The 24,999-nt window shown below is 37.4% G+C and carries 21 protein-coding genes; 12 read left to right on the top strand and 9 right to left on the bottom strand.

Features of this window, described 5'->3' with window-relative positions; all coding sequences use genetic code 11:
• Positions 1-438: 438 nt before the first annotated feature.
• Together ACE3RB_RS09435 and ACE3RB_RS09430 are read left to right on the top strand one after the other, a co-directional pair.
• Complete coding sequence (locus tag ACE3RB_RS09435) at positions 439-3,291, top strand: SusC/RagA family TonB-linked outer membrane protein (RefSeq protein ID WP_374463999.1); 2,853 nt, start codon at positions 439-441, stop codon at positions 3,289-3,291.
• A 12-nt stretch (positions 3,292-3,303) separates the two neighbouring features.
• Positions 3,304-4,983, top strand: coding sequence for a RagB/SusD family nutrient uptake outer membrane protein (locus tag ACE3RB_RS09430; RefSeq protein ID WP_374463998.1), 1,680 nt, complete (start codon positions 3,304-3,306; stop codon positions 4,981-4,983).
• A 67-nt stretch (positions 4,984-5,050) separates the two neighbouring features.
• Here ACE3RB_RS09430 and ACE3RB_RS09425 read toward each other — a convergent pair whose 3' ends face one another.
• A complete protein-coding gene (locus tag ACE3RB_RS09425) occupies positions 5,051-5,974 on the bottom strand; it encodes a helix-turn-helix domain-containing protein (RefSeq protein ID WP_374463997.1) in 924 nt (307 codons plus the stop codon).
• 182 nt (positions 5,975-6,156) lie between these two features.
• Here ACE3RB_RS09425 and ACE3RB_RS09420 point away from each other — a divergent pair, with 182 nt between their 5' ends.
• The 3 genes from ACE3RB_RS09420 (at position 6,157) to ACE3RB_RS09410 (ending at position 9,619) form a co-directional block, all read left to right on the top strand.
• A complete protein-coding gene (locus tag ACE3RB_RS09420) occupies positions 6,157-7,686 on the top strand; it encodes an aldehyde dehydrogenase family protein (protein WP_374463996.1) in 1,530 nt (509 codons plus the stop codon).
• A gap of 252 nt (positions 7,687-7,938) precedes the next feature.
• Positions 7,939-8,973, top strand: coding sequence for an alcohol dehydrogenase AdhP (gene adhP, locus ACE3RB_RS09415; protein ID WP_142723148.1), 1,035 nt, complete (start codon positions 7,939-7,941; stop codon positions 8,971-8,973).
• A 262-nt stretch (positions 8,974-9,235) separates the two neighbouring features.
• Positions 9,236-9,619 carry a DUF779 domain-containing protein gene (locus ACE3RB_RS09410; RefSeq protein WP_374463995.1) on the top strand — a complete coding sequence of 128 codons (384 nt, stop codon included), beginning with the start codon at positions 9,236-9,238 and terminating at the stop codon, positions 9,617-9,619.
• Positions 9,620-9,628: 9 nt separating this feature from the next.
• Here the strand turns inward: ACE3RB_RS09410 and ACE3RB_RS09405 are convergent, their stop codons facing one another.
• Both ACE3RB_RS09405 and ACE3RB_RS09400 read right to left on the bottom strand, forming a co-directional pair.
• The gene (locus ACE3RB_RS09405) at positions 9,629-10,141 is read right to left on the bottom strand and encodes a hypothetical protein (RefSeq protein ID WP_374463994.1); all 513 of its coding nucleotides are present in this window, start codon (positions 10,139-10,141) and stop codon (positions 9,629-9,631) included.
• A gap of 27 nt (positions 10,142-10,168) precedes the next feature.
• The gene (locus ACE3RB_RS09400) at positions 10,169-11,368 is read right to left on the bottom strand and encodes a dicarboxylate/amino acid:cation symporter (RefSeq protein WP_374463993.1); all 1,200 of its coding nucleotides are present in this window, start codon (positions 11,366-11,368) and stop codon (positions 10,169-10,171) included.
• A 93-nt stretch (positions 11,369-11,461) separates the two neighbouring features.
• On the opposite strand from ACE3RB_RS09400, the gene ACE3RB_RS09395 reads away from it, so the two are divergent.
• From ACE3RB_RS09395 to ACE3RB_RS09385, 3 genes are read left to right on the top strand one after another with little or no spacing between them, the layout of a single operon-like run.
• Positions 11,462-12,376: a DnaJ C-terminal domain-containing protein gene (locus ACE3RB_RS09395; RefSeq protein WP_374463992.1), complete on the top strand. Its 915-nt coding sequence runs from the start codon at positions 11,462-11,464 to the stop codon at positions 12,374-12,376.
• A 3-nt stretch (positions 12,377-12,379) separates the two neighbouring features.
• Positions 12,380-12,682, top strand: a complete 303-nt coding sequence (locus ACE3RB_RS09390; RefSeq protein WP_374463991.1) for a chaperone modulator CbpM — start codon at positions 12,380-12,382, stop codon at positions 12,680-12,682.
• Between the two features lie 37 nt (positions 12,683-12,719).
• Positions 12,720-13,250 (top strand): hypothetical protein, encoded by a 531-nt coding sequence (locus ACE3RB_RS09385; protein ID WP_374463990.1) that lies wholly within the window; start codon positions 12,720-12,722, stop codon positions 13,248-13,250.
• Positions 13,251-13,323: 73 nt separating this feature from the next.
• Here the strand turns inward: ACE3RB_RS09385 and ACE3RB_RS09380 are convergent, their stop codons facing one another.
• Both ACE3RB_RS09380 and ACE3RB_RS09375 read right to left on the bottom strand, forming a co-directional pair.
• Positions 13,324-14,316 (bottom strand): pyridoxal-phosphate dependent enzyme, encoded by a 993-nt coding sequence (locus ACE3RB_RS09380; protein WP_332388017.1) that lies wholly within the window; start codon positions 14,314-14,316, stop codon positions 13,324-13,326.
• A 152-nt stretch (positions 14,317-14,468) separates the two neighbouring features.
• On the bottom strand, positions 14,469-15,683 hold the full coding sequence (locus tag ACE3RB_RS09375) for an ABC transporter permease (protein ID WP_374464022.1): 1,215 nt from the start codon (positions 15,681-15,683) through the stop codon (positions 14,469-14,471).
• Positions 15,684-15,842: 159 nt separating this feature from the next.
• Here ACE3RB_RS09375 and ACE3RB_RS09370 point away from each other — a divergent pair, with 159 nt between their 5' ends.
• Positions 15,843-16,853, top strand: coding sequence for an exo-beta-N-acetylmuramidase NamZ domain-containing protein (locus ACE3RB_RS09370; protein WP_374463989.1), 1,011 nt, complete (start codon positions 15,843-15,845; stop codon positions 16,851-16,853).
• Here ACE3RB_RS09370 and ACE3RB_RS09365 read toward each other — a convergent pair whose 3' ends face one another.
• The 4 genes from ACE3RB_RS09365 to ACE3RB_RS09350 form a co-directional block, all read right to left on the bottom strand.
• Positions 16,854-17,060 carry a hypothetical protein gene (locus ACE3RB_RS09365; protein WP_374463988.1) on the bottom strand — a complete coding sequence of 69 codons (207 nt, stop codon included), beginning with the start codon at positions 17,058-17,060 and terminating at the stop codon, positions 16,854-16,856. It abuts the gene before it with no gap.
• A gap of 4 nt (positions 17,061-17,064) precedes the next feature.
• On the bottom strand, positions 17,065-17,697 hold the full coding sequence (locus ACE3RB_RS09360; protein WP_374463987.1) for a DUF3575 domain-containing protein: 633 nt from the start codon (positions 17,695-17,697) through the stop codon (positions 17,065-17,067).
• A 14-nt stretch (positions 17,698-17,711) separates the two neighbouring features.
• A complete protein-coding gene (locus ACE3RB_RS09355; RefSeq protein WP_374463986.1) occupies positions 17,712-18,887 on the bottom strand; it encodes a thioredoxin family protein in 1,176 nt (391 codons plus the stop codon).
• Between the two features lie 181 nt (positions 18,888-19,068).
• Positions 19,069-19,431 (bottom strand): winged helix-turn-helix transcriptional regulator, encoded by a 363-nt coding sequence (locus tag ACE3RB_RS09350; RefSeq protein ID WP_374463985.1) that lies wholly within the window; start codon positions 19,429-19,431, stop codon positions 19,069-19,071.
• A gap of 143 nt (positions 19,432-19,574) precedes the next feature.
• On the opposite strand from ACE3RB_RS09350, the gene ACE3RB_RS09345 reads away from it, so the two are divergent.
• The 3 genes from ACE3RB_RS09345 to ACE3RB_RS09335 all read left to right on the top strand — a co-directional run bounded on the left by ACE3RB_RS09345 (position 19,575) and on the right by ACE3RB_RS09335 (position 24,995).
• On the top strand, positions 19,575-20,519 hold the full coding sequence (locus ACE3RB_RS09345) for an alpha/beta hydrolase (RefSeq protein WP_374463984.1): 945 nt from the start codon (positions 19,575-19,577) through the stop codon (positions 20,517-20,519).
• A 189-nt stretch (positions 20,520-20,708) separates the two neighbouring features.
• Complete coding sequence (locus ACE3RB_RS09340) at positions 20,709-22,292, top strand: histidine kinase (protein ID WP_374463983.1); 1,584 nt, start codon at positions 20,709-20,711, stop codon at positions 22,290-22,292.
• A gap of 111 nt (positions 22,293-22,403) precedes the next feature.
• A complete protein-coding gene (locus ACE3RB_RS09335) occupies positions 22,404-24,995 on the top strand; it encodes a zinc-dependent metalloprotease (RefSeq protein WP_374463982.1) in 2,592 nt (863 codons plus the stop codon).
• Positions 24,996-24,999: the final 4 nt, after the last annotated feature.

Raw genomic sequence — 24,999 nt, 5'->3', positions numbered from 1 at the left:
CAGATATAGTATATTAACAGTTTTTTAATTAAAATCCTGAACATACAGTCATGAAACAGCGATTTGCTGATTGCAGAGGTGTATTTTTTATATAAAATTTAAGAAAAAAGGCTGATTTTTTCTCTGTTTTCACTAAAATTAAGAATTGTTTTTATTTATATTTTTCACTAAAATTAGTTTTAGTATTAATTTTTTTAATTATTTGTTTCAAATGGGTGAAATTTGATTTTAATTTTAAAATTTATTAAAATTCTGTTAATACATAAATTGACTTATTTTTTGTTAATTTTTTAAATACAATTAAAATGATTTCCCATCATTTTTTGAGTATGAATGTGAATCTCTCCGCTCTGGAAGCCTGTTTTCAGCATTCAATGAATTGATGTTATAGATATTTATCGACATATTTGTCGCTTGAATATATTAAAATCTGTTAATATGAATGTGAAATTAAGCGTTTTGACAGTCGGAGTTCTGTTTTTTACAGGACAGACTGTACTAGCTCAGGAAAAGGACTCTAAGAACAGTAAGGACAAAGAGACAAAACTTGAGGAAGTTGTTGTTTTAGGGTATAGTAAAACTGCTACTAAAGCTAAAACTACTACATCTTCAGTAACTGTTGGTTCTGAAACCTTAGAAAACAGACCTAATATCTCGGTACTAAACTCGATTCAGGGTACCGCTCCCGGGATTGTAGTAAATTCGGCATCTGGATCTCCAGGTTCCGGAAAATTCAATATTTTGATTAGAGGTGCTAGCTCCCTTAATGGTTCTACAGATCCTCTATACGTTGTGGATGGAGTAATTACTTCCGGTTCTCAGTTCAGAAACCTGAACTCTTATGATATTGATACCTTCAGTATTCTGAAAGATGCCCAGGCAACTGCGATCTATGGTAACAGAGCTGCTAATGGAGTTGTTGTAATTACTACTAAAGGGGGAAAATTCAACTCTGGACTAAAAGTTTCTTATGATGCATTAACTTCGTTCAGTAAATTACCTACTTCTGACTATAACATGTCAGATGGTAGACAACTTTTACAACTTCAAAAGAATTTGCAGACCGGTAAAGGAAAAAATTTAACGCAACAAGAAATTGACAACTGGGGTACCAATACAGACTGGAGTAAGCAATTTACCCGTATCGGTATTTCTCAGCAGCATAACCTTTCCATTACAGGAGGTGGGGAAAATATTAATAATTTCTTATCTCTAGGATATCTTGATAGTGAAGGAACTGTAAGATCTACAGACTTCAAAAGATTTACGATGAGAAATAATCTTAATGGTAAGTCTAAAGACGGAAAGTTAACTTTCGGGGCTATCATGGGATTAGGATATTCCAGAAGAAACCAGCTGGATGATGAAACGAATACAGGTATTTCCAATAATACACTTCAGAATCCTTTATTCGGAAGTGTTCTTTCACTACCATATGCAACACCTTCTCCGTATGCAAACGGACAGGAACTGTATAATGCTATTAAAGGAGATGCTACTAATAACAGACACTGGATTCTTCAGGATAACATCAATGGAGGGATCAGAAACAGATTTACCGAATTAAGTATCTCTGCCAATGCTAACGTAAACTATAAAATTACAGATTATTTAAGTGTTGGAAACAGAACAGGTATTGAGTATAAGCAATACGAAAGAAATTTTGCAAGATCACCGCTGGGATACCTTGCTATTAGTGTGGCAAAAGGAGATGGAGCTACATATGGGGGATTTGAAGATTTCTCTACAACAAGAGATCTGACTTTCAACAGTATTACGAATATTACATTCAATAAGTCGTTTGGAGATCATACAATTAGTGTTGGCGCCTACTTAGATTATATCAAAGCTCATGTGAGCTCAACTACTCAAAGGCAAAACGGATTGAACCCGTTACAATGGGAATTTGGTGCAGGAACTGGTTATATTCCATTTAACCCGGATACACCAAACATCTATAGACCTTCTAACAATGCTACAAAAGTAACAGCTGGTACATTAGCATATTTTGCAACAGCAGATTACGATTATAAAGATAAATATGGAGTAAGTGGAGTTGTAAGAAGAGATGGTTCTTACCGTTTTCTTCCTACCAACAGATGGGAGACTTTCTGGTCAGTAGCAGCAAGGTGGAATATCGACAAAGAAGAATTTATGGCTGATTCGGGATTCAGATTGCTTAAGTTGAGAGCTTCAATCGGTACTACAGGTAACCAGAACTTAGGAATTGCTAGTGATAATCAAAACCCATTAGCACTTCTTCCAAATAACTTCCTTGACCTTTACAACGGTTTCTCAGGATATCAGAATTTACTAGGATATAACTTTGTGAACTTATCAAACCCTTATCTAGAATGGGAACAGGTAAAACAAAGTAATATCGGGTTAGATTTCAACTATAAAGGATTGATTGAAGGTAGCGTTGATTATTACCAGAAAAGAACATCGAGAATGTTTAATGATCTTCAAAAATCGTCAGTTACCGGTTACTACTCAATCAGAGGTAATGACGGAGTTCTTGATAACAAAGGTATTGAAGGGATGATCAGATATAATGTGATCAGAAATGAAAATACCAGATTCTCTGTATTTGTTAACGGTGCATACAACTCCAACAAAATTGTTTCTATGAACAGCGAAAACCTTGCAGGAGATGTAGTGAATGCTATTGGTGGTCCTGCTGGTCAGTATCAGCTATATTCATATGTTGGTGTAAATCGTGATAACGGAAACTTACAGTTCCTTGATAAAAACGGAAACATCACTGAAGCTCCAACGTCTGCAGACAGAGTATTGACTGGAAAATCAAGATATGCTAAGTTTACAGGAGGTTTTGGATTCAATTTACAACACAAAGGTTGGTTCCTTGATACTTTGTTCTCTTTCCAACAAGGAGGATGGATCTATGATAACTTACAATCATGGATTATGGATCCAAGTGCAGCAGCTACGAGAAACCTTTCAGCTGACTTATTAAATGCCTGGACTCCTGACAACAGAGATACTGATATACCTGCATTGAAAGCAAGTAACTTAAGCTTAGGCTCTTCAGACAGATTTTTACACAGATCAGACTTTATCAGACTTAAGAATATTTCCGTAGGATATAACTTTAGCAAAAGTCAGTTAGGTAAACTGCCGGTAAAAGGAATCAAAATATTTGTTCAGGCAGAAAACTTGTATACTTGGACAGATTGGAAAGGGTTTGATCCTGAGCCAATTACTTCATATTCATTGAATGTTTACCCTAACCCAAAAACCGTATCTGTAGGTTTAAATGTTGATTTTTAATAGAGAAGAATTATGAAAAGAATTATAAATACAATATTAGTTGTAGCAACCCTGTCATCTGCAGCATTTACACTGAACAGTTGTCAGGATGCACTTGATATAAAGCAGGCAGGAGAATTACAGGAGCAAGATCTGTATACGAGTGTTGCTAATCTTAATGAAGTTTTAAACGGATCTGTTTACGCTCAATTAGACCCAATTGATGAAATCTACTTCACAGCAGTATTTACAGACGAAGTAAAGCCAGGATCTGGTAGTGGAGGGCAGGAGTATACGCTGCACAGACATTTCCTTGATCCGTCTAGCCCCATAATTACAGGAGGTACAGTAGGTACAGTTGCTAGTGATGGAATCTGGATGAATAACTATAAAGTAATCAACAGAATAAACAGACTTCTTGAGGGAGCAAAGAAAATTACACCTACTTCTGCTGATGAGAAAAAAACATATAATGCTATTCTTGCACAGGCTAGAGCTATAAGAGCATATTGTTATGTTCAGCTAGAGGCGTATTTCTCTAGTGATATGAAGGATGCTAATGCTTTAGGAGTTATTCTTTTGAAGGATGTTCCTTCTACAGAAGCGCAATTGCCAAGAGCTAAAAATCAAGAGGTATATGATTTCATTAATGCTGATTTAGACTATGCAAGAGGAATCTTAGAAAACTCTACGACTCCAAGAAGATATAAGGTTGATAAGAATTTTGTAAACGCAGTTGCTGCCCGTTTTAACCTGTACAGAGGTGAAATGGCACTGGCGAAGCAAAATGCCGAATTGGTAATTGCAGGATCTGGTCTTTCTCTTACAACAGCAATGCCAATGACAGGTACCAATGCTGCAGTTCCTGTTACTGAAGCTGATGGTTCTGTATTCCAATCAGGACCTTTCACTGAAGATCCAACTTCTAAATGGAATATTGCATTCTATGGAGGAATTGATGAGACCAATGGAAACGGTATTGCAGGAGGCTCTTTCAATCCATTTAGAAGGATGTGGGCTGATACTGAGAACGGAGAGGTTATTTTCTCTCTTAACAGACTTCCTCTGGGAGCAGGAGCTGCTATTGGAGGAAAATGGAATACAAATCAGTCTAACCTTACAGGAGCGCCAATGTGGTTCTGGGGAAGAAATTTATATAACATATTTAAAAATACTCCAGGAGATATCAGAAAATATGCTTACGTAGATCCTTCATCAAAACCAAATCCAGATTATGCTTCTGCAACAGCTGGAAACACCAGAACTGATGGATTGGTTATTGATAAATATCCAGGTAAACTAAGCACATCTACTCGAAATGATGTTAAAGTTTTCAGATTATCTGAGGTGTACTTCATTATTGCAGAAGCTGAAGTGGCAGCAGGAAACTTAGCAGCAGCTCATGATAAAATTCAGAAAGTAAGAGAAGCTAGAAATTACCTGGGAGCAGCTACAACACCTACTTATTCAAATGCACAGGAAGCTTATGCTGATATTTTGAAAGAACGTAGAGTTGAATTAGCACTTGAAGGGCATCGTTTCATTGATCTGAAAAGACTTGCAGTATTGGCAAACGTATCAATGGATAGAAATGCTACGGATGATATTATACCGGTTAAAAACCTTCCAAATGGTGATTACAGATATACATTACCTATTCCAATCAAGGAAATTTCAGCTAACCCGAATGTTAAGCAGAATGCCAATTATTAAGATTTAATTTTAATATATTTTTTAAGAAGAGTCCCAGAAATGGGGCTCTTTTTTATATCATACTGAACTATCTCACCACCATTCTGTCCTGATAACTTTTCGGGGTTACTCCCTCCAGCTGCTTAAATACCCTTGTGAAATAATTCGTATCTGAAAATCCGGTCTGAAATGCGGTTTCCTTGATGCTGGTCTGGCTGGCTAACAACTCTTTTGCCCTATTGATTCTTTCCTGTAAAATAAAATCATTCGGAGAAGTTCCCAACTCGTCTTTGAACATTTTAAAGAAATTGGATTTGCTTACATAAGCCAGCTTGGCAATACTGTCGATCGATAATTTCTGGTGCAGATTCCTTTTAATATAATCCACTACAAAACCTATTCTGGATTTATTCTTAACAATATTTTTTTCTACCATGCTTCTTGCCTGGGTCTGCATCAGTCTGATCAGGAGCTCCTTCAGTGCAAAATCGGCCATAATATCCTTTTGAGAGTTATCATCCATTGCAATTCTCATAATATTGTTGGTAGCGGAAGCAAGGGCTTTATTATTAAACAGAAAATACTCATCCAACTGAATATTCCATTGTGAGGCTTCATCCACTTTGGGAAGATGATAATTCAGATAGTTGAGAGAATCTTCAATAAAATCGGGATTTAGGCTTAAAGAAATACATTGTGTAGGAGTCTCATCAGCCTCCGGAAAATCAATGACCATGGTTTCCCCCGGTGCTACCAGAATGCTTTCTCCCGGATAATAATCAAAATAACTGGTCTTGTTATCCAGTTTCATATATTTTTTACCTCTCAGCATTGCTGTAAATGCAATATTTTCAAAGTGCAGTTTTACGTCAAAAGCAGCTTTATGGGTCTCATAAATATTGAATTCACAATTATTTAGATTGAACTTCGTCTGGTTTTCAACAAGACTCAATAGTTGGTTTTCCTTACGTAATTCAGGAGTATTTAATAAAATCTTACTATTGTTATTCATTTCTAAATTTTTTTCTAAAGGAGGTAACTCAAATATAGAAAATTTGACAGTACGTTGCTGTTAATAAAATACTAAAATTGAACCCTCTGCACTATTTTACACTTTTTTTATACGATTGTGCTATACTCTTTCAGGCTTCTCAGTGTAATTTGGCATTAACGAAAAAATAAAAACAAACTAATATGAGCACTATTACAGAACCAAGATCAACGACTCTATTACAGCGTCCTCAGTTTAAAAGCAGATATGATAACTATATCGATGGAAAGTTTACACCACCCGTTAAAGGACAGTACTTTGATGTAGTCTCTCCGGTGGACGGGAAAAATTTTACCCAGGTGGCTCACTCTTCCAGAGAAGATTTGGAATTGGCAGTAGATGCTGCTTCAAAAGCATTTCAGACATGGAAGAATACTTCATCTACAGAAAGAAGTATCATCCTGAACAAAATTGCAGACAGGATGGAACAGAACCTGGAATACCTTGCAACAGTAGAAACCATTGATAACGGTAAAGCTGTAAGAGAAACACTGGCGGCAGACTTACCTTTGGCAATAGACCATTTCAGGTATTTCGCTTCTGTGATCCGCGCCGAAGAAGGATCCCATAACGAGCTGGACAAAGATACTGTATCTTTGATTGTTCACGAACCTCTTGGAGTGATCGCACAGATCATCCCATGGAATTTTCCGATACTGATGGCTGTATGGAAACTGGCTCCGGCATTGGCAGCTGGAAACTGCGTGGTTTTAAAACCGGCAGAAAGTACCCCTGTTTCCATTATGGTTTTAATGGAACTCATCGGAGATCTTTTACCGGCAGGAGTTGTTAATATTGTCAACGGATTTGGAGCAGAACTTGGAAGGGCCCTGGTTACCAATCCGAAAGTAGCCAAAGCAGCATTTACCGGATCTACAGCTACAGGACGCCTGGTAATGCAGTACGCAACAGAAAACATCATTCCTGTAACCCTGGAATTGGGTGGGAAATCACCTAATGTTTTCTTCAATTCAGTAATGGATGCAGATGATGAATTTTTAGACAAAGCTATAGAAGGAGCTGTTCTTTTTGCGCTTAATCAGGGGGAAATCTGTACGTGCCCTTCAAGGTTACTGGTTCAGGAAGGTATTGCAGATGCCTTTATTGAAAGAGTGATTGAAAGGGTAAAAGCAATCAAAGTAGGAAATCCACTAGACAAAACCGTGATGATGGGTGCACAGGCTTCACAGATTCAGAAAGATAAAATCCTTTCCTATATCCAACTGGGAAAAGAAGAAGGAGCAGAAGTGCTGGTGGGTGGAGATGTTAATCACCTCGGAGAAGACCTGGAAGACGGATACTACATTCAGCCTACCATTTTCAAAGGAAACAACAGAATGAGAATTTTCCAGGAAGAAATTTTCGGTCCGGTACTGGCATTTACCACTTTCAAAGATGAGGAAGAAGCAGTGAAAATTGCCAATGATACCATCTATGGACTTGGAGCCGGAGTGTGGACCAGAGATGCCCATCAACTGTACAATATTCCGCGTCAGATTGAAGCAGGAAGAGTATGGGTGAACCAGTATCATTCTTACCCTGCAGGAGCACCTTTCGGAGGCTATAAACAGTCAGGAATCGGAAGAGAAAATCATAAAATGATGCTTGACCATTACCGTCAAACCAAAAACATGCTGATTTCTTATAACAAGAATAAGCTAGGTTTCTTTTAATATTATTTAGGACGTGCCCGATTGCCCTGGCTTTCCCAGGGCAAAACGGTCGGGCTATGCAGGGCTGCACTTCGTTTCGGTGCTCCGTTTCATTCCGCACCGGCTCGTTCCTCGCCGCCCTTACTATCCCTCACGCAGTGAACACCAGTCTTTGATATGATATTGACTCCCATAAGAAACTCACTGAAACCGTCCAGCTATAGAGATAAAATCTAATACTAGAAAAAATAAACTTAATCCAAAAAGTAGAATATGATCCCAAAAACAATGAAAGCGGCGGTAGTGCAAGGCTACGGTCAACCCCTGAAAATAGAAGAAGTACCCGTAAGAGAACCCGGCAGATACGAAGTACTGGTTAAAGTAATTGCCTGTGGTGTCTGCCATACAGACTTACATGCTGTAGATGGCGACTGGCCTGCAAAACCGAAGATGCCCCTTATCCCCGGACATGAAGGAGTAGGTATTGTAGTAGCATGCGGACCCGAAGCTTTTGTAAAAGAAGGAGATGCGGTAGGAGTTCCGTGGCTGTACAGTGCATGCGGATGCTGTGATTATTGTATTACAGGATGGGAAACCCTTTGTGAAGCGCAGAAAAACGGAGGATACAGTGTAGATGGCGGATTTGCAGAATACGTCATTGCAGATTCAAGATACGTGGGACATCTCAAGCCGGATGTCAACTTTCTGGAAATTGCTCCTATTTTATGCGCCGGGGTAACAGTTTATAAAGGATTAAAAGAAACAGAAACGAAACCCGGCGAATGGGTAGCCATTTCAGGAATCGGTGGACTGGGGCACGTGGCGGTTCAGTATGCAAAGGCAATGGGAATGCATGTTGCTGCCATTGATGTAGCAGATGATAAGCTGGAACTGGCAAAAAAATTAGGTGCAGACCTTGTAGTCAATGCAAAAAACACAGATCCCGGAGAATATCTGCATAAAGAAGTTGGCGGAATGCACGGCGCATTGATTACAGCGGTTTCACCTATTGCTTTCAAACAGGGAATAGATGTGCTGAGAAGAAAAGGAACCATTGCTCTGAATGGTCTGCCTCCCGGCTCTTTTGAACTTCCGATTTTTGAAACGGTCTTAAAAAGGATCACAGTGAGAGGTTCTATTGTAGGAACCAGGAAAGACTTACAGGAAGCCTTGGATTTTGCTAATGAAGGATTGGTAAAAGCTACCGTTACTCCTGCAAAACTGGAAGATATCAATGATGTATTCGATAAAATGAAAAAAGGACAGATAGATGGCAGAATCGTTCTGGATATTGCCGGCTCAAATTAAATGATGATGTGTTGTGGGTCCCGGTAAATATTTTACCGGGATTTTTTACCATAAAAGAAATAAAAGTTTAAACACTTAAGTTTTTAAAGTCAGCTTATGCATAATAAGTATACCTAAGTTTTGTGAAAATCTTTGATTTTCATCTTATGTGAACTTTTCTCCGGAATCATTCTAAATTTACTTAAGTAGACTAAAGTATTTTAAAATGAAAACTTTGTGACCTTTGTGGTTGTATAAAGTTTGCACTAAATTCAAATAAACAATGGAAACAAAAATATCAAGACTTTCAGCAACCGAGAAGGCGCTTGAAGTAATTCGTACACTTGAAAATCAATACGGTCTTCTGATGTTTTATCAGGCGGGAGGATGCTGTGAAGGTACCCAGCCGCAATGTTTCGAAAAAGGAGGATTTTTTCCCAGAATGAACGATGCAATGATTGGAACTGTCAATGGACATGAGTTCTGGATAGACCGTGATCTTTTTGAATACTGGAAATATTCACATTTTACCCTGGATGTGACAGATGGTTTTGGACCTGGGGGATTCTCTCTGGAAACTCCCTTAGGAAAAACGTTTAAGGTTCATTACAGGCTTTTTACACCTGAAGAATATGAAAGCCTGGAGCCTGTAAAGCGTAGTGAATAAGATAAAGATTTAAGGCTTTTGAGCAATATAGATAAGCTCTCTTTCAAATTCATATTTGCCTCTTGAAATTCCTCTTTTTAAAATGAAATATTGACTAATTCCTATTATCAAAGCGACTATTGTAAACATATGGTCCTGCTTGTCTCCTTTTATATTGGAAAAGAACAGTCCAAAGCAGAAACACAGGATAACGATCCAGTTAAAAATCTGAAATCCTGATGGGAAAAATTCTATCACCACGGATGATTTACCGTTCTTATCAGAAATAGTTCCATGAAATACAGGATTACTCCTGTTTATGTCAAATAGTCTTGCTCTTCTTTTGATTGTAAAGCTGTTGCCATCAATCATTCCGCGATATTCAAACCGTGTGGGAATTGTAGCATCTTTTTCCAGTGATATGAAAGTAGTATTGGTTTTATAAGTGACTTTCATTAATCTCTGTATGAATTCAGTGCTGTTGATATTGAGATCAACAGTGAGACTGTTATATAAGCCGATGCTTTTGAAAAATGAGTTCATGGGTTAATAGAATATAGTTAAATGCAATCAGACTTTTACAAATCTGCTGACAAACATAGCCGCCACAATGTCTCCCACAGCATTCAGTACTGTTGCTAAAGGATCTACGAGAGTTCCAATGATCATCACAGCAGGAATGGCTTCCTGAGGCAGCTTATACACAGAAATCATCAGCATTTCCCCGATGTATCCACCATTAGGAATTCCTCCTGCTACAATACTTACAAAAACGGTTATTCCCAAAGCTAAAAGCAGATTGGCAGGGTCAAAGAAATCTCTTCCGATAATCAGGAAAGCCACATAGATCTTAATGATAGAAGACATGGAAGAGCCGTTTTTATGCAGGGTGGTTCCGATGGGAATTACCAGATTGGCAATAGAATTAGGGATCCCTATTTTTGATGCGGCCTGTAAATTGGCAGGCATTGTTGCAAAACTGCTGCAGGTGCTTATTGCTGTTAAAGTTGGGTAGATCGCATTCGTCCAGAAACTTTTCACTCCTTTTTGTCCATTTGCCATAAACGCATAAATAGAAAAGAAAACAAGGAAATAAATTATCCCTGCAATATAATATAGCCCCAAAGGTTTGCCATAAAATCCAAAAAGCTGAGGTCCCAAAGTTGCTACCTGATAGGCAAAGTAAGCTCCTAGTCCAATGGGAGCCAGCTTCATAATCAATAAAAGGAGTTCTTTCATTACTTCATATCCCGATGCAATAAAAACCCTGAACGGTAACCCGTCTTTTCCTGTCTTTCTTGCTGCAAATCCTGTCAGAAAAGAAAATACCAGAAGGGCCAGCATATTTCTTCTGGAAAAAAGCTCTGTGAATTCCCCTACTGTAAAGAAACTTACAATTCTGTTGCCCCATGTATCTTCATTAGCAGCTTCAGAAATAATCTCAGAACTTCCGGAGACCCCTGAAACCGGGAAAAGATAAACCGCGCAAATTGTGAAAATAGCTGCTGTGAGAATAAAAAATAAGAAAGTAAGCGCCATCACAAGGATGATCTTTCCGAATTTAGACTGCTGTTCCAGAGAAGCAATAGAATTGGATACCGCAAAAAAGACCAAAGGAACTACACTTACAAAAAGAAGATTAAGAAAAATATCCCCTAAAGGTTTTATGTATTCCACAAAGCCGGGAGCAACAATTCCAATGATGCTTCCAACAATGATTCCTAAAAGTAAAAATATGATTCCGGAGTAGTTTTTCAATACATCTTTCATGTAGAGCATTTTATCAAAGATAGGTTTATTTTTAACATTCTGTTATACAATTTTCAAACCTAAATTTCATAAATTTGAGTAAACCTCATTTCTATGGCTTATATAGATTATTATAAAATTTTAGGCGTAGATAAAAACGCAACACAGGATGATATCAAAAAGGCCTACCGGAAACTGGCCAGAAAGCATCATCCTGATTTAAACCCCGGTGACAAAGAAGCAGAAAAGAAATTCAAAGAGCTGAACGAAGCCAATGAAGTCCTCAGTAATCCCGAAAACCGTGCTAAATATGATAAGTACGGAGAACACTGGAAACATGGCGAAGAATACGAAAAAGCCCAGCAGCAACAGCAAAGACAGTATCAGCAGCAAAACTATAACGGAGGGTTCTCCGGTGCGGATTTTGGTGAAGGAGAAGATTTTTCAGATTTCTTCCAGAGTATGTTTGGTGGAGCAGGTGGAGGATTTGGCAGAAGTTCAAGAGGAAGAGCCTCCGGAAAATTTAAAGGACAGGATATACAGGCTGAACTGAATTTAAGCTTAAGAGATGCTGCAACCACCCATCAGCAGACTTTTGATATCAATGGCAAAAAAGTCAGAATCACCATTCCGGCCGGAGTGTATGACGGACAGCAGATCAAACTGAAAGGACATGGGAATCCAGGCGTAAACGGAGGTCCTAACGGAGATCTGTATATCACCTTCAATATCCCAGCAGATCCGGATTTTGAAAGAATCGGAGATGATCTGAAAACAAAAGTTGTGATTGATTTATACACCGCTGTTTTAGGTGGAGATGTAAAAGTGCATACCCTTACAGGAAGTGTAAATCTCAAAGTAAAACCGGAAACCCAAAACGGAATTACCGTAAGATTGAAAGGAAAAGGTTTTCCTATCTATAAAAAAGAAGGCGAACACGGAGATCTTTTTGTCACTTATGAAGTGAAACTGCCAACAAACCTTACTGAAAAGCAGAAAGAACTTTTTGAACAACTAAAAAATTCATAAGCTATGAGTGAAAGAATATCACGGGAAGAACTCGTAAAAATATATAATATAGAAGTCACTTTTTTTGATGAACTTGTAGATTATGGTCTGCTGAACATTCAGATTGAAAATAATATTCATTACCTGATGTATGAAGACCTTCCTGATCTGGAAAAATTTGCCAACTGGCATTATGATCTTGAAATAAATCTTCCGGGTCTTGAAGTGATTCATAATATGCTGAAAAAACTGGATGCTCTGAACCGCAGAAACAGGGAACTGATGAATAAACTTTCTGCAATAAGTGATCAATATGAAGATATTTAGTGTAGTTTTGTAGCTTTTTAAAGCAAATCCTACCATTATGAATGAAAAGGTCATTACCCTAAAACCGGACAGAAAGATTTTTGAAGCTATTTATTTTAACAGTAATCAGGGAAGCTTGCTTTTTTCACCGACAACGAAAGGGAAAACCATTACCACTATTGCAGCAGCTGTGATCGTATTTATTGTATTTCTTTTAAAAGATCATCTGACTAAAGAAAGTGCGGGTATTTTATACTTTTTAAGCTTTATATTATTGCTTTGTGCTGTTTTTCTATCGGTAAGTGTTAATAAAGTTTCAAGGTGGAAGAAACAGGTGAATCACTATTTAAATGGTCTGGAAAAATGCCAGGTGTATGAAATCCGGTTTGATAATAACTTTTTTACAGTAAATATTGATGGAGAAAAAGAAACAAGTGAATGGAAAGATTTTGAGTATTTTGACAGCACTCATGAATTTATTTCCCTTGAAGGAAAATACAGTTATATGTTTCCCAGAAAAGCAATGAGCGAAAGAGAATACAGCCTTCTCAAAAATACATTGAACGAGAAAGTAAATGTGAACCCATAAAATAAAAACGGAGCAAAATTATTTTGCTCCGTTTTTATTTATAAATTAGCTTTTAGCCTTTTAGCAATTTTGCTTATTTATTTTCTTCCAGCCAGCCCATTTCCTTCATCCACTCATCATTGTAGATTTTTCCTACATATCTTGAACCATGGTCATGAAGTAAAACTACAATTACATCATCTTTAGTGAACTGATCTTTCATCTGAACCAGTGAAGCAATAGCACTTCCGGCAGAATATCCACAGAAAATACCTTCTTCTTTAGCAAGTTTTCTTGCATAGATAGCGCCGTCTTTATCCGTTACTTTTTCAAAGTGATCAATCACAGACATATCATAGTTTTCAGGAATGATATCTTCCCCAATTCCTTCTGTAATATAAGTGTAGGCATGATCGTAATGCAGTTCACCCGTTTCATGGAATTCTTTAAGAATAGAACCGTAAGTGTCAACCCCGATTACTTTAATCTCCGGATTCTTTTCTTTGAAGAAAGTTCCGCATCCTGTAATAGTACCTCCTGTTCCGGCTCCTACTACAAAATGAGTCAGCTTTCCTTCAGTCTGTTCCCAGATTTCCGGTGCTGTAGATTCATAATGAGCTGCTCTGTTGGATAAGTTATCATACTGGTTGACATACCATCCGTTTTCCGTTTCTTTAGCCAGTCTTTTTGAAACTGAATAATAGGAACGAGGATCAGTAGGTTTTACATCGGTAGGACAAACGATTACTTCGGCACCTACGGCACGAAGAATATCACATTTTTCTTTTGACTGTTTTGAATTGGTTACAAAAATACATTTGTAGCCTTTGATGATCGCTGCCAGAGCCAGTCCCATTCCTGTATTTCCTGAAGTCCCTTCAATAATGGTTCCTCCAGGTTTTAATCTGCCGTCTTTTTCAGCATCTTCTATCATTTTAAGAGCCATTCTGTCCTTTACGGAGTTTCCGGGATTGAAGGTCTCTACTTTCGCCAATACTAGTGCCGGGAAATCTTCACCTAATACTTTGTTAAGCTTTACCAGCGGCGTATTACCTATCGTTTCAAGGATATTGTTTGCGTATTTCATAATGTTTTATATGCGGCGCAAAGATAAGGCTTTTAAAATTATCTGCGCTGTGGATAACATGTGGATAAGTTGTGGATAATGCTGAAATCACCTGAAAGACAATCAATAACTTTCAATTATCAATTATCAATTATCAATTATCAATTATAATGTTAATTGTACTTAATCGCCTTCACCGGAGAAATCTTACTGATCAGGTAGCTCGGGATAATCAAAGCCAGTCCTGAGATAATAAGAATTCCGACTGAAATAGAAATAATTGCAATTGGATTAAGGTCTACCGGAACGGTGCTTACATAATAATTTTCCGGGTTAAGCTTAATGATTCCAAAGAATTTCTGGATTAAAATCAGTCCCAATCCGATAGCATTTCCATACAAAAGCCCGGGAATCATAATAATCAGGGTATAATTGATGAAAGTTGCTCTTATCTGTGAATTGCTTGCGCCTAATGTTTTCAGAAGACCAATAGAATTTGTTCTTTCGATAATAAGGATCAGAAGAACCATGATGATATTGATAACCACTACAATCAGCATAATGATGATGATTAAAGCAATGTTGGTATCAAAAATACTGATCCAGTCTGTAATCTGCGGGAATTTCTCAGTCGCTTTTTCAGCATAATTTTTGTAACCGATCAGCTTCTCAATGTCAGGAAAATCCTTGTCGATATCATTGACATTCTTCAGGAAGATATCTATACCGCCGATTTCATCAGGTTTCATATCCTGAATTTTTCTTGCGTGATTGATACCGCCAATAACAAATTGTTCGTCAATGAGCTTGATATCAGTTCTGTAAATTCCAATCACTCTTAATTTACGGTAAAGTGGTTTTTGATCGGCTTTTAAAAATACGGTAACAATACTGTCATTTACTTTAAGGTGAAGATCATTGGCTACTTTCTGTGAAATCGCAACATCATTGTTGAACCCTTTCTCTGTCACTTTTGGAGTAGTTCCGGCAATAAGGAATTTTTTAAACCGTAAACTGTCAAAATCTTTTCCGATCCCTTTAAATATGATCCCGGCAAAATTGTGCTCATTACGCATAATTCCGGTTACTGTTACATACTTCTGGATACTTTCTACATCTGGCAGTTCTTTTATTTTTGCAATGTTCAGTCCCTGATTATCGAGAACAGAAGTATTGTAGGAAGAGTTTGACCGGGTAGATCTTACCGTAATATGTCCGCTGAAATCTGCCAGTCTCTCTTTGATAGCTTTTTTGGAACCAAAACCGGTGGCCACGGTAATTAAGGAAACAATGATTCCTAACGCTACGGAAAGCCTGCCAATGAAGATGATAACCCTTGAAAGGTTATTTTTGTTATCTTTGGAAAACGCTATTTCAAAATTAAAAATTTACTTCTTATTTGCCTAATTTTTTTAGGAGTATTCAACCAATATTATTCTCAGTCTCAAGTTCAACCGGATTTTAAAACCGGTGCGGATCAGCCTGAAATTTATTTGCCCCTGCTGAAAAACAAAACAATAGGGATAGTTACCAATCAGACCGGTTTAATGAATGACAGAACTCATCTGGTGGATTTTCTGGTAAAAAAAGGAATTAAAATAAAGTCTATTTTTGCTCCTGAACACGGGTTCAGAGGTGATGCTGATGCCGGGGCAAAAGTGAAAAACGGAGTAGATGTAAAAACAGGAATTCCTATTGTTTCTCTGTATGGCAATAATAAAAAACCAAAACCGGAACAGCTTGCCGGAATTGATATCGTCGTTTTTGATATCCAGGATGTAGGAGTGAGGTTCTATACTTATATTTCCACCTTGTCATACCTGATGGAAGCCGGTGCAGAAAATAATGTTGAGATCATGGTGCTGGATCGTCCTAATCCCCATGACGGATATACTGACGGACCGGTATTAAGAAAAAAATGGTCAAGTTTTGTTGGGCTGCATGAAGTTCCTGTAGTATACGGACTTACCATAGGAGAGTATGGGAAAATGGTCAACGGTGAAAAGTGGCTGAAAAATGGTGTTCAGGCTAAATATACGCTTATCCCGATGAAAAATTATCATAAAAAACAGCGTTATTCAATGCTTGATAAACCTTCACCTAATTTACCCAATGATAAAGCCATCAATTTATATCCAAGCCTTTGTTTTTTTGAAGGAACACAGGTTTCTGTAGGAAGGGGAACAGATCTTCCGTTTCAGATTTATGGTTCTCCATGGACGGAGAATCTTCCTTATCAGTTTACACCCAAACCAAGCTATGGTGCTAAAGATCCATTCCTGAACGGGAAGCTGTGTTATGGTGAAAACCTGTCTAATTATCCTAAAGATTTAAGAGAATTGAATCTTGAATGGGTAATCAAAGCATATAAGAATTACAAAAATCCTCAGCAGGATTTCTTTCTGAAAAACCTATGGTTTGATACCTTATCCGGAACTGATGAATTGAGAAAACAGATTATCGCAGGAAAATCAATTCCGGAAATTAAAGCTTCATGGAAAAAAGATCTGGAAAATTTCGAAAAGATCAGAACCAGATATGTGGTATATGAAGATTAATTAATCAAAATTCTGGGGCGGATTTTTATCATTTCTGCCCTTATTTAATATAAAGAGTCCGATAGTCAAGCCGACAAAACCAGCAAAAGCAGTCATTAATGCCCTTTCTAATTTATCAGGCAGATCATTCCCGATATAATTCATTAAAAAAAGGATCACAAAAGTGATCACTAAGATAATCATATGATTTTTTCCGAATAGCTTCATTGTCTTATTTTAATTTATAAGAGATCATTACCCCTCCTCTGTACGGAATGATTTCACCACTTTTGTTAAATTCTTTTGCCGAATCATAGCGCCTTCCAGTGGTACGGTCATATCCTTTGTAAAACCCCTGTGATGTTCCAACAGTACCATAAACATCAAGATTCCATCGTTCGGATAACTGAAACTGATACCCTGCTGTTACCCCCAGCATGACTGAGAAGCCTTTTTGGTACAGATTAGAATTGATAAGGATTTCTCCATTCCAGTTCTCAAAACTTTTATCATTCCAATAACTCCATTTTTGGAGATTATAAGCTGCGGCACCAATATTTACTCCTAAATACCAGTTTTTAAAAGCCTCTTTAAAATAATATCTTCCTTCCACAGAAAGAGAGTAGATCTGTAATTCATGTCCCGCAAAAGATTTCCATGGTGAAATGAAAACATCTCCCTGCAGGGTATATTTAGGGCTGATCTGCTTTTCCAGTCCAAGGTTTAAAATACCAATCGGAGCAAATAAAGCATTTCCTTTTATGTATAAACTTTTATCCTGTCCTCCTTGTTCCTGTTCCTGGGCACTTAATGTACTTACTGACAGGAAAGCTAAAATGCCTGCTGCTAATAATTTATATTTCATCCGGTATGTAATGTTTATTTTATTTGCTTTAATAATTCGTCTGCCAGCTGAGAATCCTTATTCCCCTGAACGGCCATATTTTTAGACATCTCAGCATAGTTTTTTGCTGTTTCTTTATTTCCGGTAAGGTAATAGAGTTTGGCAAGAATATAAGTGTTTTCGGAAGTTTCTCCCCTCATAACAGATTTTTCTGCCCATTCAGTTGCTTTTTTCAATGAAGATGGTGTTTTAACATGATCTGCAAATATCCAGGCTGCTCTCAGAAGTTCATTCGGGTCAAAAGTATCTGAGTTTTTATAATAATCTAAAGCTGCTTTTTCGTACTCAGGGAAATTGCTGTTTTGCTCATAATAGCTCAGCTTTGTTTGATTAAGCTTCTTAGTGGCAGCTTCTTTTCCAACCAATGGTTCGGCAGCTTTCATGAAATAGTCATCATTGATTTTCTTATTTTTATCATCAATAGACTGCTCTACTATTTTTCCCAATTTTAGCTGGGCATCGAATTCATTGTAAGTTTCTTCCGGAAGGAATTTAATAATCTCGGCTTTCCTGGATGCGAAAACAGGATAATTGGTATCTTCTGATGACTTTACGAAATAAAGAAGAAAACCAATCTCATCCTTTGTGAGTTCTTCTGTTTCCTTTTTATTCTGGAAATATCTTTCCGAAGCTTTTTTAGCGAATTCATAATCCGAGTTGGCATTAAGCTTCATGATATTGATAAGAAATTCAGGGTCTTTTTCACCACCAGCAAAGCGGTCTTTAAGAGATCCTTTTTTATTTCCTGGTGAATTGATATCCTGAGCCATTGCTACAAACAGGCTCTCTTCCATATATCCCGTATTTCTGGAAACAAGTTCACCTTCACCGTTCAGGAACAGATAAGTAGGATAGGACCGTACTCCGAATTTAGAAGCAATATCCCTGCCTTCTCCTTTTTCCATGTCAAATCTTGCATTAATGAAGTTGGTATTGTAATAGTCGCTGACCGTTTTCTGGGTGAAAACATTTTTTTCCATCATCTTGCAGGGTCCGCACCAGGAAGCATAGGCGTCTATAAAAACCAGTTTCTTTTCTTTCTTGGCTTTTGCAATGATATCTTTGAACGGCAGTTCCTGAAACTGGATAGATTCCTGAGCAGAGACAATAATGGCGCAAAAAATAGATATCCCGGAGATGATCTTCTTCATTTTCAAATAAGATTTGTAGGCGAAGATAATTAATTTTCAAGATATAGCGGGCCGAATCTGCGGGTCAAGCCATGATATTAACTAATTTTAAGACTTACAGATACTTCTGGTTCTTCACGCTTTCTGATAAAGTAAAAGAAATATCCTTTAATTTTTTCTTATAATATAACACGTTGTGGAATTATTTTTTCTTTTTAATCTTTTTGTGCTCATTTCCCCATAGTTCCAGCTGATCTAAAACGGGAATTAATTTTTTGCCTATTTCAGTAAGTTCATATTCTACTTTTACAGGCACTTCTGCATATACTTTCTTGATGATGAGCTCTTCCTGCTCCATTTTTTTTAACTGCAGGGTGAGCATTCTTTCCGAGATATTGTGGATCTTATTTTTCAGCTCATAAAATCTTAATTTCCAATGTTTAAGGTGGTAACAGATGGAAAGTATCCAGCGGCCACTGATCAGATTGACGGCATATATTTCAGAACAGCTGTATTCCAGCGTTTTTTTATTTTCGTTATTGGTAGATGACTCTTTGATACTCATACTTACATTTTTGTTTGTTCCGGACAATCATTTGTTCACTTGAAAACAGACTATAGACCAGTTAAATTTACAAATAAAAACAGGAATTGTCCTGTCGGAAAGTGGTTTTATCGCCTTGTGTAGAACAAAATATTTAAATTAATATGAATTTCGATAGAATTAACAGTGATTTAAAATATAGTATTGAAAATGTTCCTTATTCATTAGAAATTGATGAAAATTTGTTTTTGAATAATCCGGAAATCATTCAACAGGAAAGGAAAGAATTTGTGAAAGCCCATCCCTTTAAGAAACCGGATCATATTGTTGTGAAAGATATTTTTATTCCCAGTTCAGAAGATGGCTATGAAATCAGGCTTCATATTTATCAGGCTGAAGATTTCAGCCCGGATAGAGTTCTTCTTTATTTTCACGGAGGAGGATATGTTTTTGGATTGCCTGAGCAGGTGGATGACCAGATGTTTGAAATAACAGATAAACTCAGTGCAACCATTATATCTGTTGATTACAGGCTGGCGCCCCAGTATCGTTTTCCGACTCCTGTTTCAGATGGCTTCGATGCTTTACAATGGATTATAAAACATGGTAAAACACAATTGGGAATCAACCCTGATTATATTACCATATTTGGAGCAAGTGCGGGAGGACATTTGGCAGCGGCCGTAACCCAAATGGCAGCAGACCGCCATATTCAAAATATAAAACATCAGTTCTTGCTATATCCTGTTATTCACAACAGACTGAATACTCCTTCAATGGAAGAGTTTACCGATATTCCTCTGTGGAATAAGAATTATGCGAAGACAGCCTGGCTGCACTTTCTTGGAGAAGAAAATAAAGATAAAAGCATTCAATATTCAGACCTGACCTGTTACAACAATTTTTTCATGTTACCAAAAACCACTATTGTAGCCTGTGAGCTGGATCCTTTGAGAGATGAGGATATAGAATATGCCCGGCTTTTATACAAAGCAGGAGTGAAAACAGAACTATGGGTGATTCCAGGAGCGTTGCATGTATTCGATCTCTTTAATTCTTCCGTAAAAGATGAATACAATAATTTTCTAATGAGCAGACTGTTCAAATAAAATGTATGAAATAAACGTCATCATACTTACAGCAGTTTTCTATTGTATTGATTATTGTAGAGCTAGCGAAAAACAGATGACTAACGGATATTTTAAATCTGTAAATAATTCACTTTACGGTCCTAAAATCTTTGTCATATCTTTGCAAACGGATAATTTATATGTAGAGGAATCCGTAATTTATAGAATTTGATTATTAATTTTAAGCACGCCTTATCCAAAAAATCCATTTATATTACCGCTTTGTCTGCCTGCTTCATTGCAGTGGCAGTATTTGCTGTTCTGAGTCTTTTAATCACAGAAGACAGCCGTAAAAATACTGATGATTTTGCCAAGAAAACATTCTTCAGAAAATACGAATCTATAGAACATGAATTCAGAAATATTGAAGATTATCAGTACCTCCTTCGTGCATTGATCAAAAAAGACGGGTTGAAGAACTATAAAGAGTATTCTTCGGTTTTAAATGACCTGAACAAAAAAAGAAACCTGCTCCCTTACAGCTGGTATTATTATGAAGATGCAGCTTCCGGAAAAACAGAGAGTAATAATCCTTTATCCGGTATTTTCAAGAGTACAAAGGATAAGGAGCAATCTATTGTTCTCAAAAATAATGGTTCAGGGCACTTCAAAGATCTTTTAACTACTCAAAAAGACAGTATGTACTGGGTGAGCTATGATTCTTTGGTGCTGCCCGATAAAAGCAGATTATATTATGGTTCTACCGTAAGTCTTGACGATCTTCATCAATATTTTATCAATGTTGACAAAAGTTCCAATACATATGCCTACGTTTTTACCAAAGAAGGAATCTGTATTACCCATCCGGAGAAGAAATATATCGGGAATAATATTTTTGGCTTTACAGATATCAAGCCTAATGATACATTGGCCAGCAAAACTGAAACAGGGTATACCAAAGGAACAGCTGTTTCAGAATATCTTGGTGTAGAGGTCACAAGATTCATAAAACCATTGAAGACTGATAATTTTGACGGATACACAGTTGTGAATCATGTAAATTTTATTATCGATGAGAACCTCAGTAAGATAAAAGCCTATACCGTTTATATTTTTCTGGCAGCATTATTCCTTATTGTAACTGTTTTTATTTTATTTCAGAGGGCAACCGGTCTGGCTTATCAGGAAAAAGAAAAAATACAGTCGGAGAAAAACTTGCTTCTTATTGAGAACGAAAAGATGCACAAAGCAGAAGTGATCAATCAACTTCAGCAGCTCAAAAATAATATCAATCCACATTTTCTTTTCAATTCACTGAATTCCCTTTATATGCTGATCGGGATCAATAAAGAGAATGCACAGAAATTTACCATGAATCTTTCCAGGATTTACCGGTATCTGATAGTGCCTCCTAAAGAAAATATTGTTCCGGTTTCGCAGGAAATCAAATTTATACAGCAGTATATGGAGCTTCTGAAAAGCAGGTTTGATGAAGAGATGAGGTTTGAACTGATTATTAATGCTCCTGAAAGTATGGAAAAAAGAATTCCGTATTTATCCCTTCAGATCGCCACAGAAAATGCAACCAAACATAATATAGCAACCATAGACCAGCCCTTGGAAATTATCATTATTGTCGATGAAGACGGGATTACGGTAAAGAACACCTGGCAGCCTAAAACAGATCCGGTACAGAGTGAGAAGTTTGGAATTGATTATTTGAATCATATTTACGGGTATTTTAAGAATAATCTTCTTCATATTTCTGTAGATGGTGAATATTTCATATGTTTTTTGCCTTTATTGAAGTGAAAATAAAAATCCATTCACTCCCGAAAAATCACCACTCACTCCCTAATATTATTTATATGATTCATGATACCTATAGCTTTGCGGCTGAAACTAAGATATTTACTATTTGGAATGAATCGGACTATTTTAATGAAGAATTACAGGCTCGCACTGTATCTCGGTCTTGCTATGGCCTCACCAATGGCAGTAGCACAGAAAAAAGATAAGGATACGGTAAAGGTCAACAAAGAAAAAACGGATAAGACAGAGACCTCTTCCTCAAAGAAAACCAAGAAAATTGAAGACCTGATCAAAAAAGGAACCTATAAAAAGGGGCTTTTTAATACCATTCAGGTAAAAACGGATATTTATTTTGAAATTCCGGACAGCTTAATGGGGCGCCAGTTTTTGGTGGTCAACAAACTTTCCCAGGTACCCATGCAGGTGAATGAGGCTGGTTTGAACAAAGGGATGAATTATGAAAATAAGGTCATCTCCTTTCACCGCGATCCTGTAGCTAAAAAAGTATGGGTGAAAACTATTGTGCCTAAAGTGTCATCCCCAAAAAATGATGCGATTACAAAATCTGTGAAAGACAACTTTTCAGAATCTGTTATTGAAGTCTTTGATATTGAAGCACAAAATAATGACTCTACGGCTGTAGTCATTAAAGTGAACAAAGTTTTTGACGGAAATCAGAAGAGCTTCAATGATGTGTTGGCTAATGTAGGGTTGGGAGGATCTGTGAAGTCAAGCCTTTCCTATATAGAAGGAGTGAAGACCTTTCCTAAGAATCTTGTGGTGAAGTCTCAATTGTTAACTTCTGTCAATGAAGGTGGCGTAGATCTTCCGGTAACATTGGGTGTTACAACCAATCTGGTTCTTCTTTCTAAAATACCGATGAAACCAAGAGTAGCGGATTCAAGAGTAGGGTTTTTCTCTGAAAAGCACTGGTCGTTTAATGACAATCAGCAGAAAATGGATGAAAAATTCTTCATTACCAAATGGAATCTTGAACGTAAAGATGAGGATAAAGAAAAATACTTAAGAGGTGAGCTGGTAGAACCTAAGAAACCGATTGTTTATTATATCGACCCGGCAACACCAAAACAATGGCGTGAAAAGATAATCGCCGGAGTACATGACTGGCAGGCTGCGTTTGAGCAGGCAGGATTCAAAAATGCAGTGATTGCGAAAATGCCGGATGAAAAAGATGAAGATTTTGATATTGATGATGTAAGATATTCTGTAATTACTTACGCCGCTTCGCCAAAGTCAAATGCAATGGGACCATCAGTAGTAGACCCGAGAAGTGGGGAAATTATCGAAGCAGATATTATCTGGTGGCACAATGTGATGACTTCCCTTCATGACTGGATGAGAATTCAGACCGGACCTATTGATCCTAAAGCAAGAGGAAATAAATTCAGTGATGAACATATGGGGGAAGCTATCCGTTTTGTTTCATCGCATGAGGTGGGGCACTCTTTCGGATTGAAGCACAATATGGGAGCATCCTTTGCATTCCCTGTAGAGTCGCTTCGTTCCAAAGAGTTTACAGACAAAATGGGTGGTACGGCACCTTCCATTATGGATTATGCCCGTTACAATTATGTGGCACAGCCGGAAGACGGGGTTACAGCCATCACTCCGAAAATTGGCCTTTACGATAAATATGCTATAGAGTGGGGCTACCGTTGGTATCCGGATGAATTCACAGAGAAAAAAGCCCTGAAAAACTTAATTGAAAAACATCAAGATGATCCTATGTATTTCTATGGTGAGCAGCAGAGCTATCTTGAAACTATTGATCCTCGCTCACAATCTGAAGATTTGGGAGATGATGCCATGAAAGCCAGCGAATACGGGATGAAAAACCTGAAAGTGGTTATCAATAATCTTTTACAATGGACCTATGAAGATGGTAAAGATTATACGGATGCGGGAAAACTGTATCTGGGAGTTATCGGGCAGTGGGATCTGTACACAGGTCATGTGATGGCCAATGTAGGGGGGATTTATCTGAACAATACTGTTTTTGGAAACAAAAAGAAAGCTTACGAAGCGGTTCCTGCAGAAATTCAGAGAAGAGCGGTTGATTACCTTGTTAAAAATGCGATCAACCTTCCGGAATGGTTATTCTTTAACCCGATTACAGAAAAAACGTATCCGGTAAAAGATTCACCAATGGGACCATTCGAGCAGACGCCGTATACCCTTGCAAGAGGAATGCAGTATGCGAATATCTATTCTTTATTTATGGATGACCGGTTATTGAGGCTGCTTGAAAATGAGTTGAAACATCAGATGTCCGGCTCAAAAGAAGAGATCTATACGGTTGAGAATTTATTTGATCAGGTAAGAACAGCCATCTTCAGTAAAAAAGGAAGCCTTACGATGCTTGAAAAAATGACGCAGAAAAATTATGTGGATGCTTTGATTGTTTCAGTGAACAAATTATTTGAGAAAACGGCAGTGAAAGGATTGAAAACAGATGATACCCTGAATATCCCGACCATCTGTAATTTTCATGAAGATGATCATGGTTTGAGAAATATCAATTATTCATCCATGAAAAGAGTATCTGAGGTTACTACGTATAAGAGAGCGGAACTTCAGAAGGTTCTGGAGTTATTGAACAGAACAAGGTACAGAGGTGATGATGCTTCGAGAGCACATTACACAGATTTAATCATTCGTATACAAGAGGCTTTAAACAAATAAACGG

This window comes from Chryseobacterium sp., assembly GCF_041914225.1.
Taxonomy (GTDB): domain Bacteria; phylum Bacteroidota; class Bacteroidia; order Flavobacteriales; family Weeksellaceae; genus Chryseobacterium.
This window is presented reverse-complemented; position numbering and strand designations above follow the sequence as displayed.

Coding starts and splice junctions, on each gene's coding strand:
- ACE3RB_RS09410 (WP_374463995.1), top strand. CDS start 9,236: ATGGAAACAAAAATATCAAGACTTTCAGCAACCGAGAAGGCGCTTGAA.
- ACE3RB_RS09400 (WP_374463993.1), bottom strand. CDS start 11,368: ATGAAAGATGTATTGAAAAACTACTCCGGAATCATATTTTTACTTTTA.
- ACE3RB_RS09380 (WP_332388017.1), bottom strand. CDS start 14,316: ATGAAATACGCAAACAATATCCTTGAAACGATAGGTAATACGCCGCTG.
- ACE3RB_RS09365 (WP_374463988.1), bottom strand. CDS start 17,060: ATGAAGCTATTCGGAAAAAATCATATGATTATCTTAGTGATCACTTTT.
- ACE3RB_RS09350 (WP_374463985.1), bottom strand. CDS start 19,431: ATGAGTATCAAAGAGTCATCTACCAATAACGAAAATAAAAAAACGCTG.
- ACE3RB_RS09425 (WP_374463997.1), bottom strand. CDS start 5,974: ATGAATAACAATAGTAAGATTTTATTAAATACTCCTGAATTACGTAAG.
- ACE3RB_RS09355 (WP_374463986.1), bottom strand. CDS start 18,887: ATGAAGAAGATCATCTCCGGGATATCTATTTTTTGCGCCATTATTGTC.
- ACE3RB_RS09335 (WP_374463982.1), top strand. CDS start 22,404: ATGAATCGGACTATTTTAATGAAGAATTACAGGCTCGCACTGTATCTC.
- ACE3RB_RS09430 (WP_374463998.1), top strand. CDS start 3,304: ATGAAAAGAATTATAAATACAATATTAGTTGTAGCAACCCTGTCATCT.
- ACE3RB_RS09370 (WP_374463989.1), top strand. CDS start 15,843: ATGAATGACAGAACTCATCTGGTGGATTTTCTGGTAAAAAAAGGAATT.
- ACE3RB_RS09435 (WP_374463999.1), top strand. CDS start 439: ATGAATGTGAAATTAAGCGTTTTGACAGTCGGAGTTCTGTTTTTTACA.
- ACE3RB_RS09345 (WP_374463984.1), top strand. CDS start 19,575: ATGAATTTCGATAGAATTAACAGTGATTTAAAATATAGTATTGAAAAT.
- ACE3RB_RS09360 (WP_374463987.1), bottom strand. CDS start 17,697: ATGAAATATAAATTATTAGCAGCAGGCATTTTAGCTTTCCTGTCAGTA.
- ACE3RB_RS09390 (WP_374463991.1), top strand. CDS start 12,380: ATGAGTGAAAGAATATCACGGGAAGAACTCGTAAAAATATATAATATA.
- ACE3RB_RS09395 (WP_374463992.1), top strand. CDS start 11,462: ATGGCTTATATAGATTATTATAAAATTTTAGGCGTAGATAAAAACGCA.
- adhP (WP_142723148.1), top strand. CDS start 7,939: ATGATCCCAAAAACAATGAAAGCGGCGGTAGTGCAAGGCTACGGTCAA.
- ACE3RB_RS09385 (WP_374463990.1), top strand. CDS start 12,720: ATGAATGAAAAGGTCATTACCCTAAAACCGGACAGAAAGATTTTTGAA.
- ACE3RB_RS09420 (WP_374463996.1), top strand. CDS start 6,157: ATGAGCACTATTACAGAACCAAGATCAACGACTCTATTACAGCGTCCT.
- ACE3RB_RS09405 (WP_374463994.1), bottom strand. CDS start 10,141: ATGAACTCATTTTTCAAAAGCATCGGCTTATATAACAGTCTCACTGTT.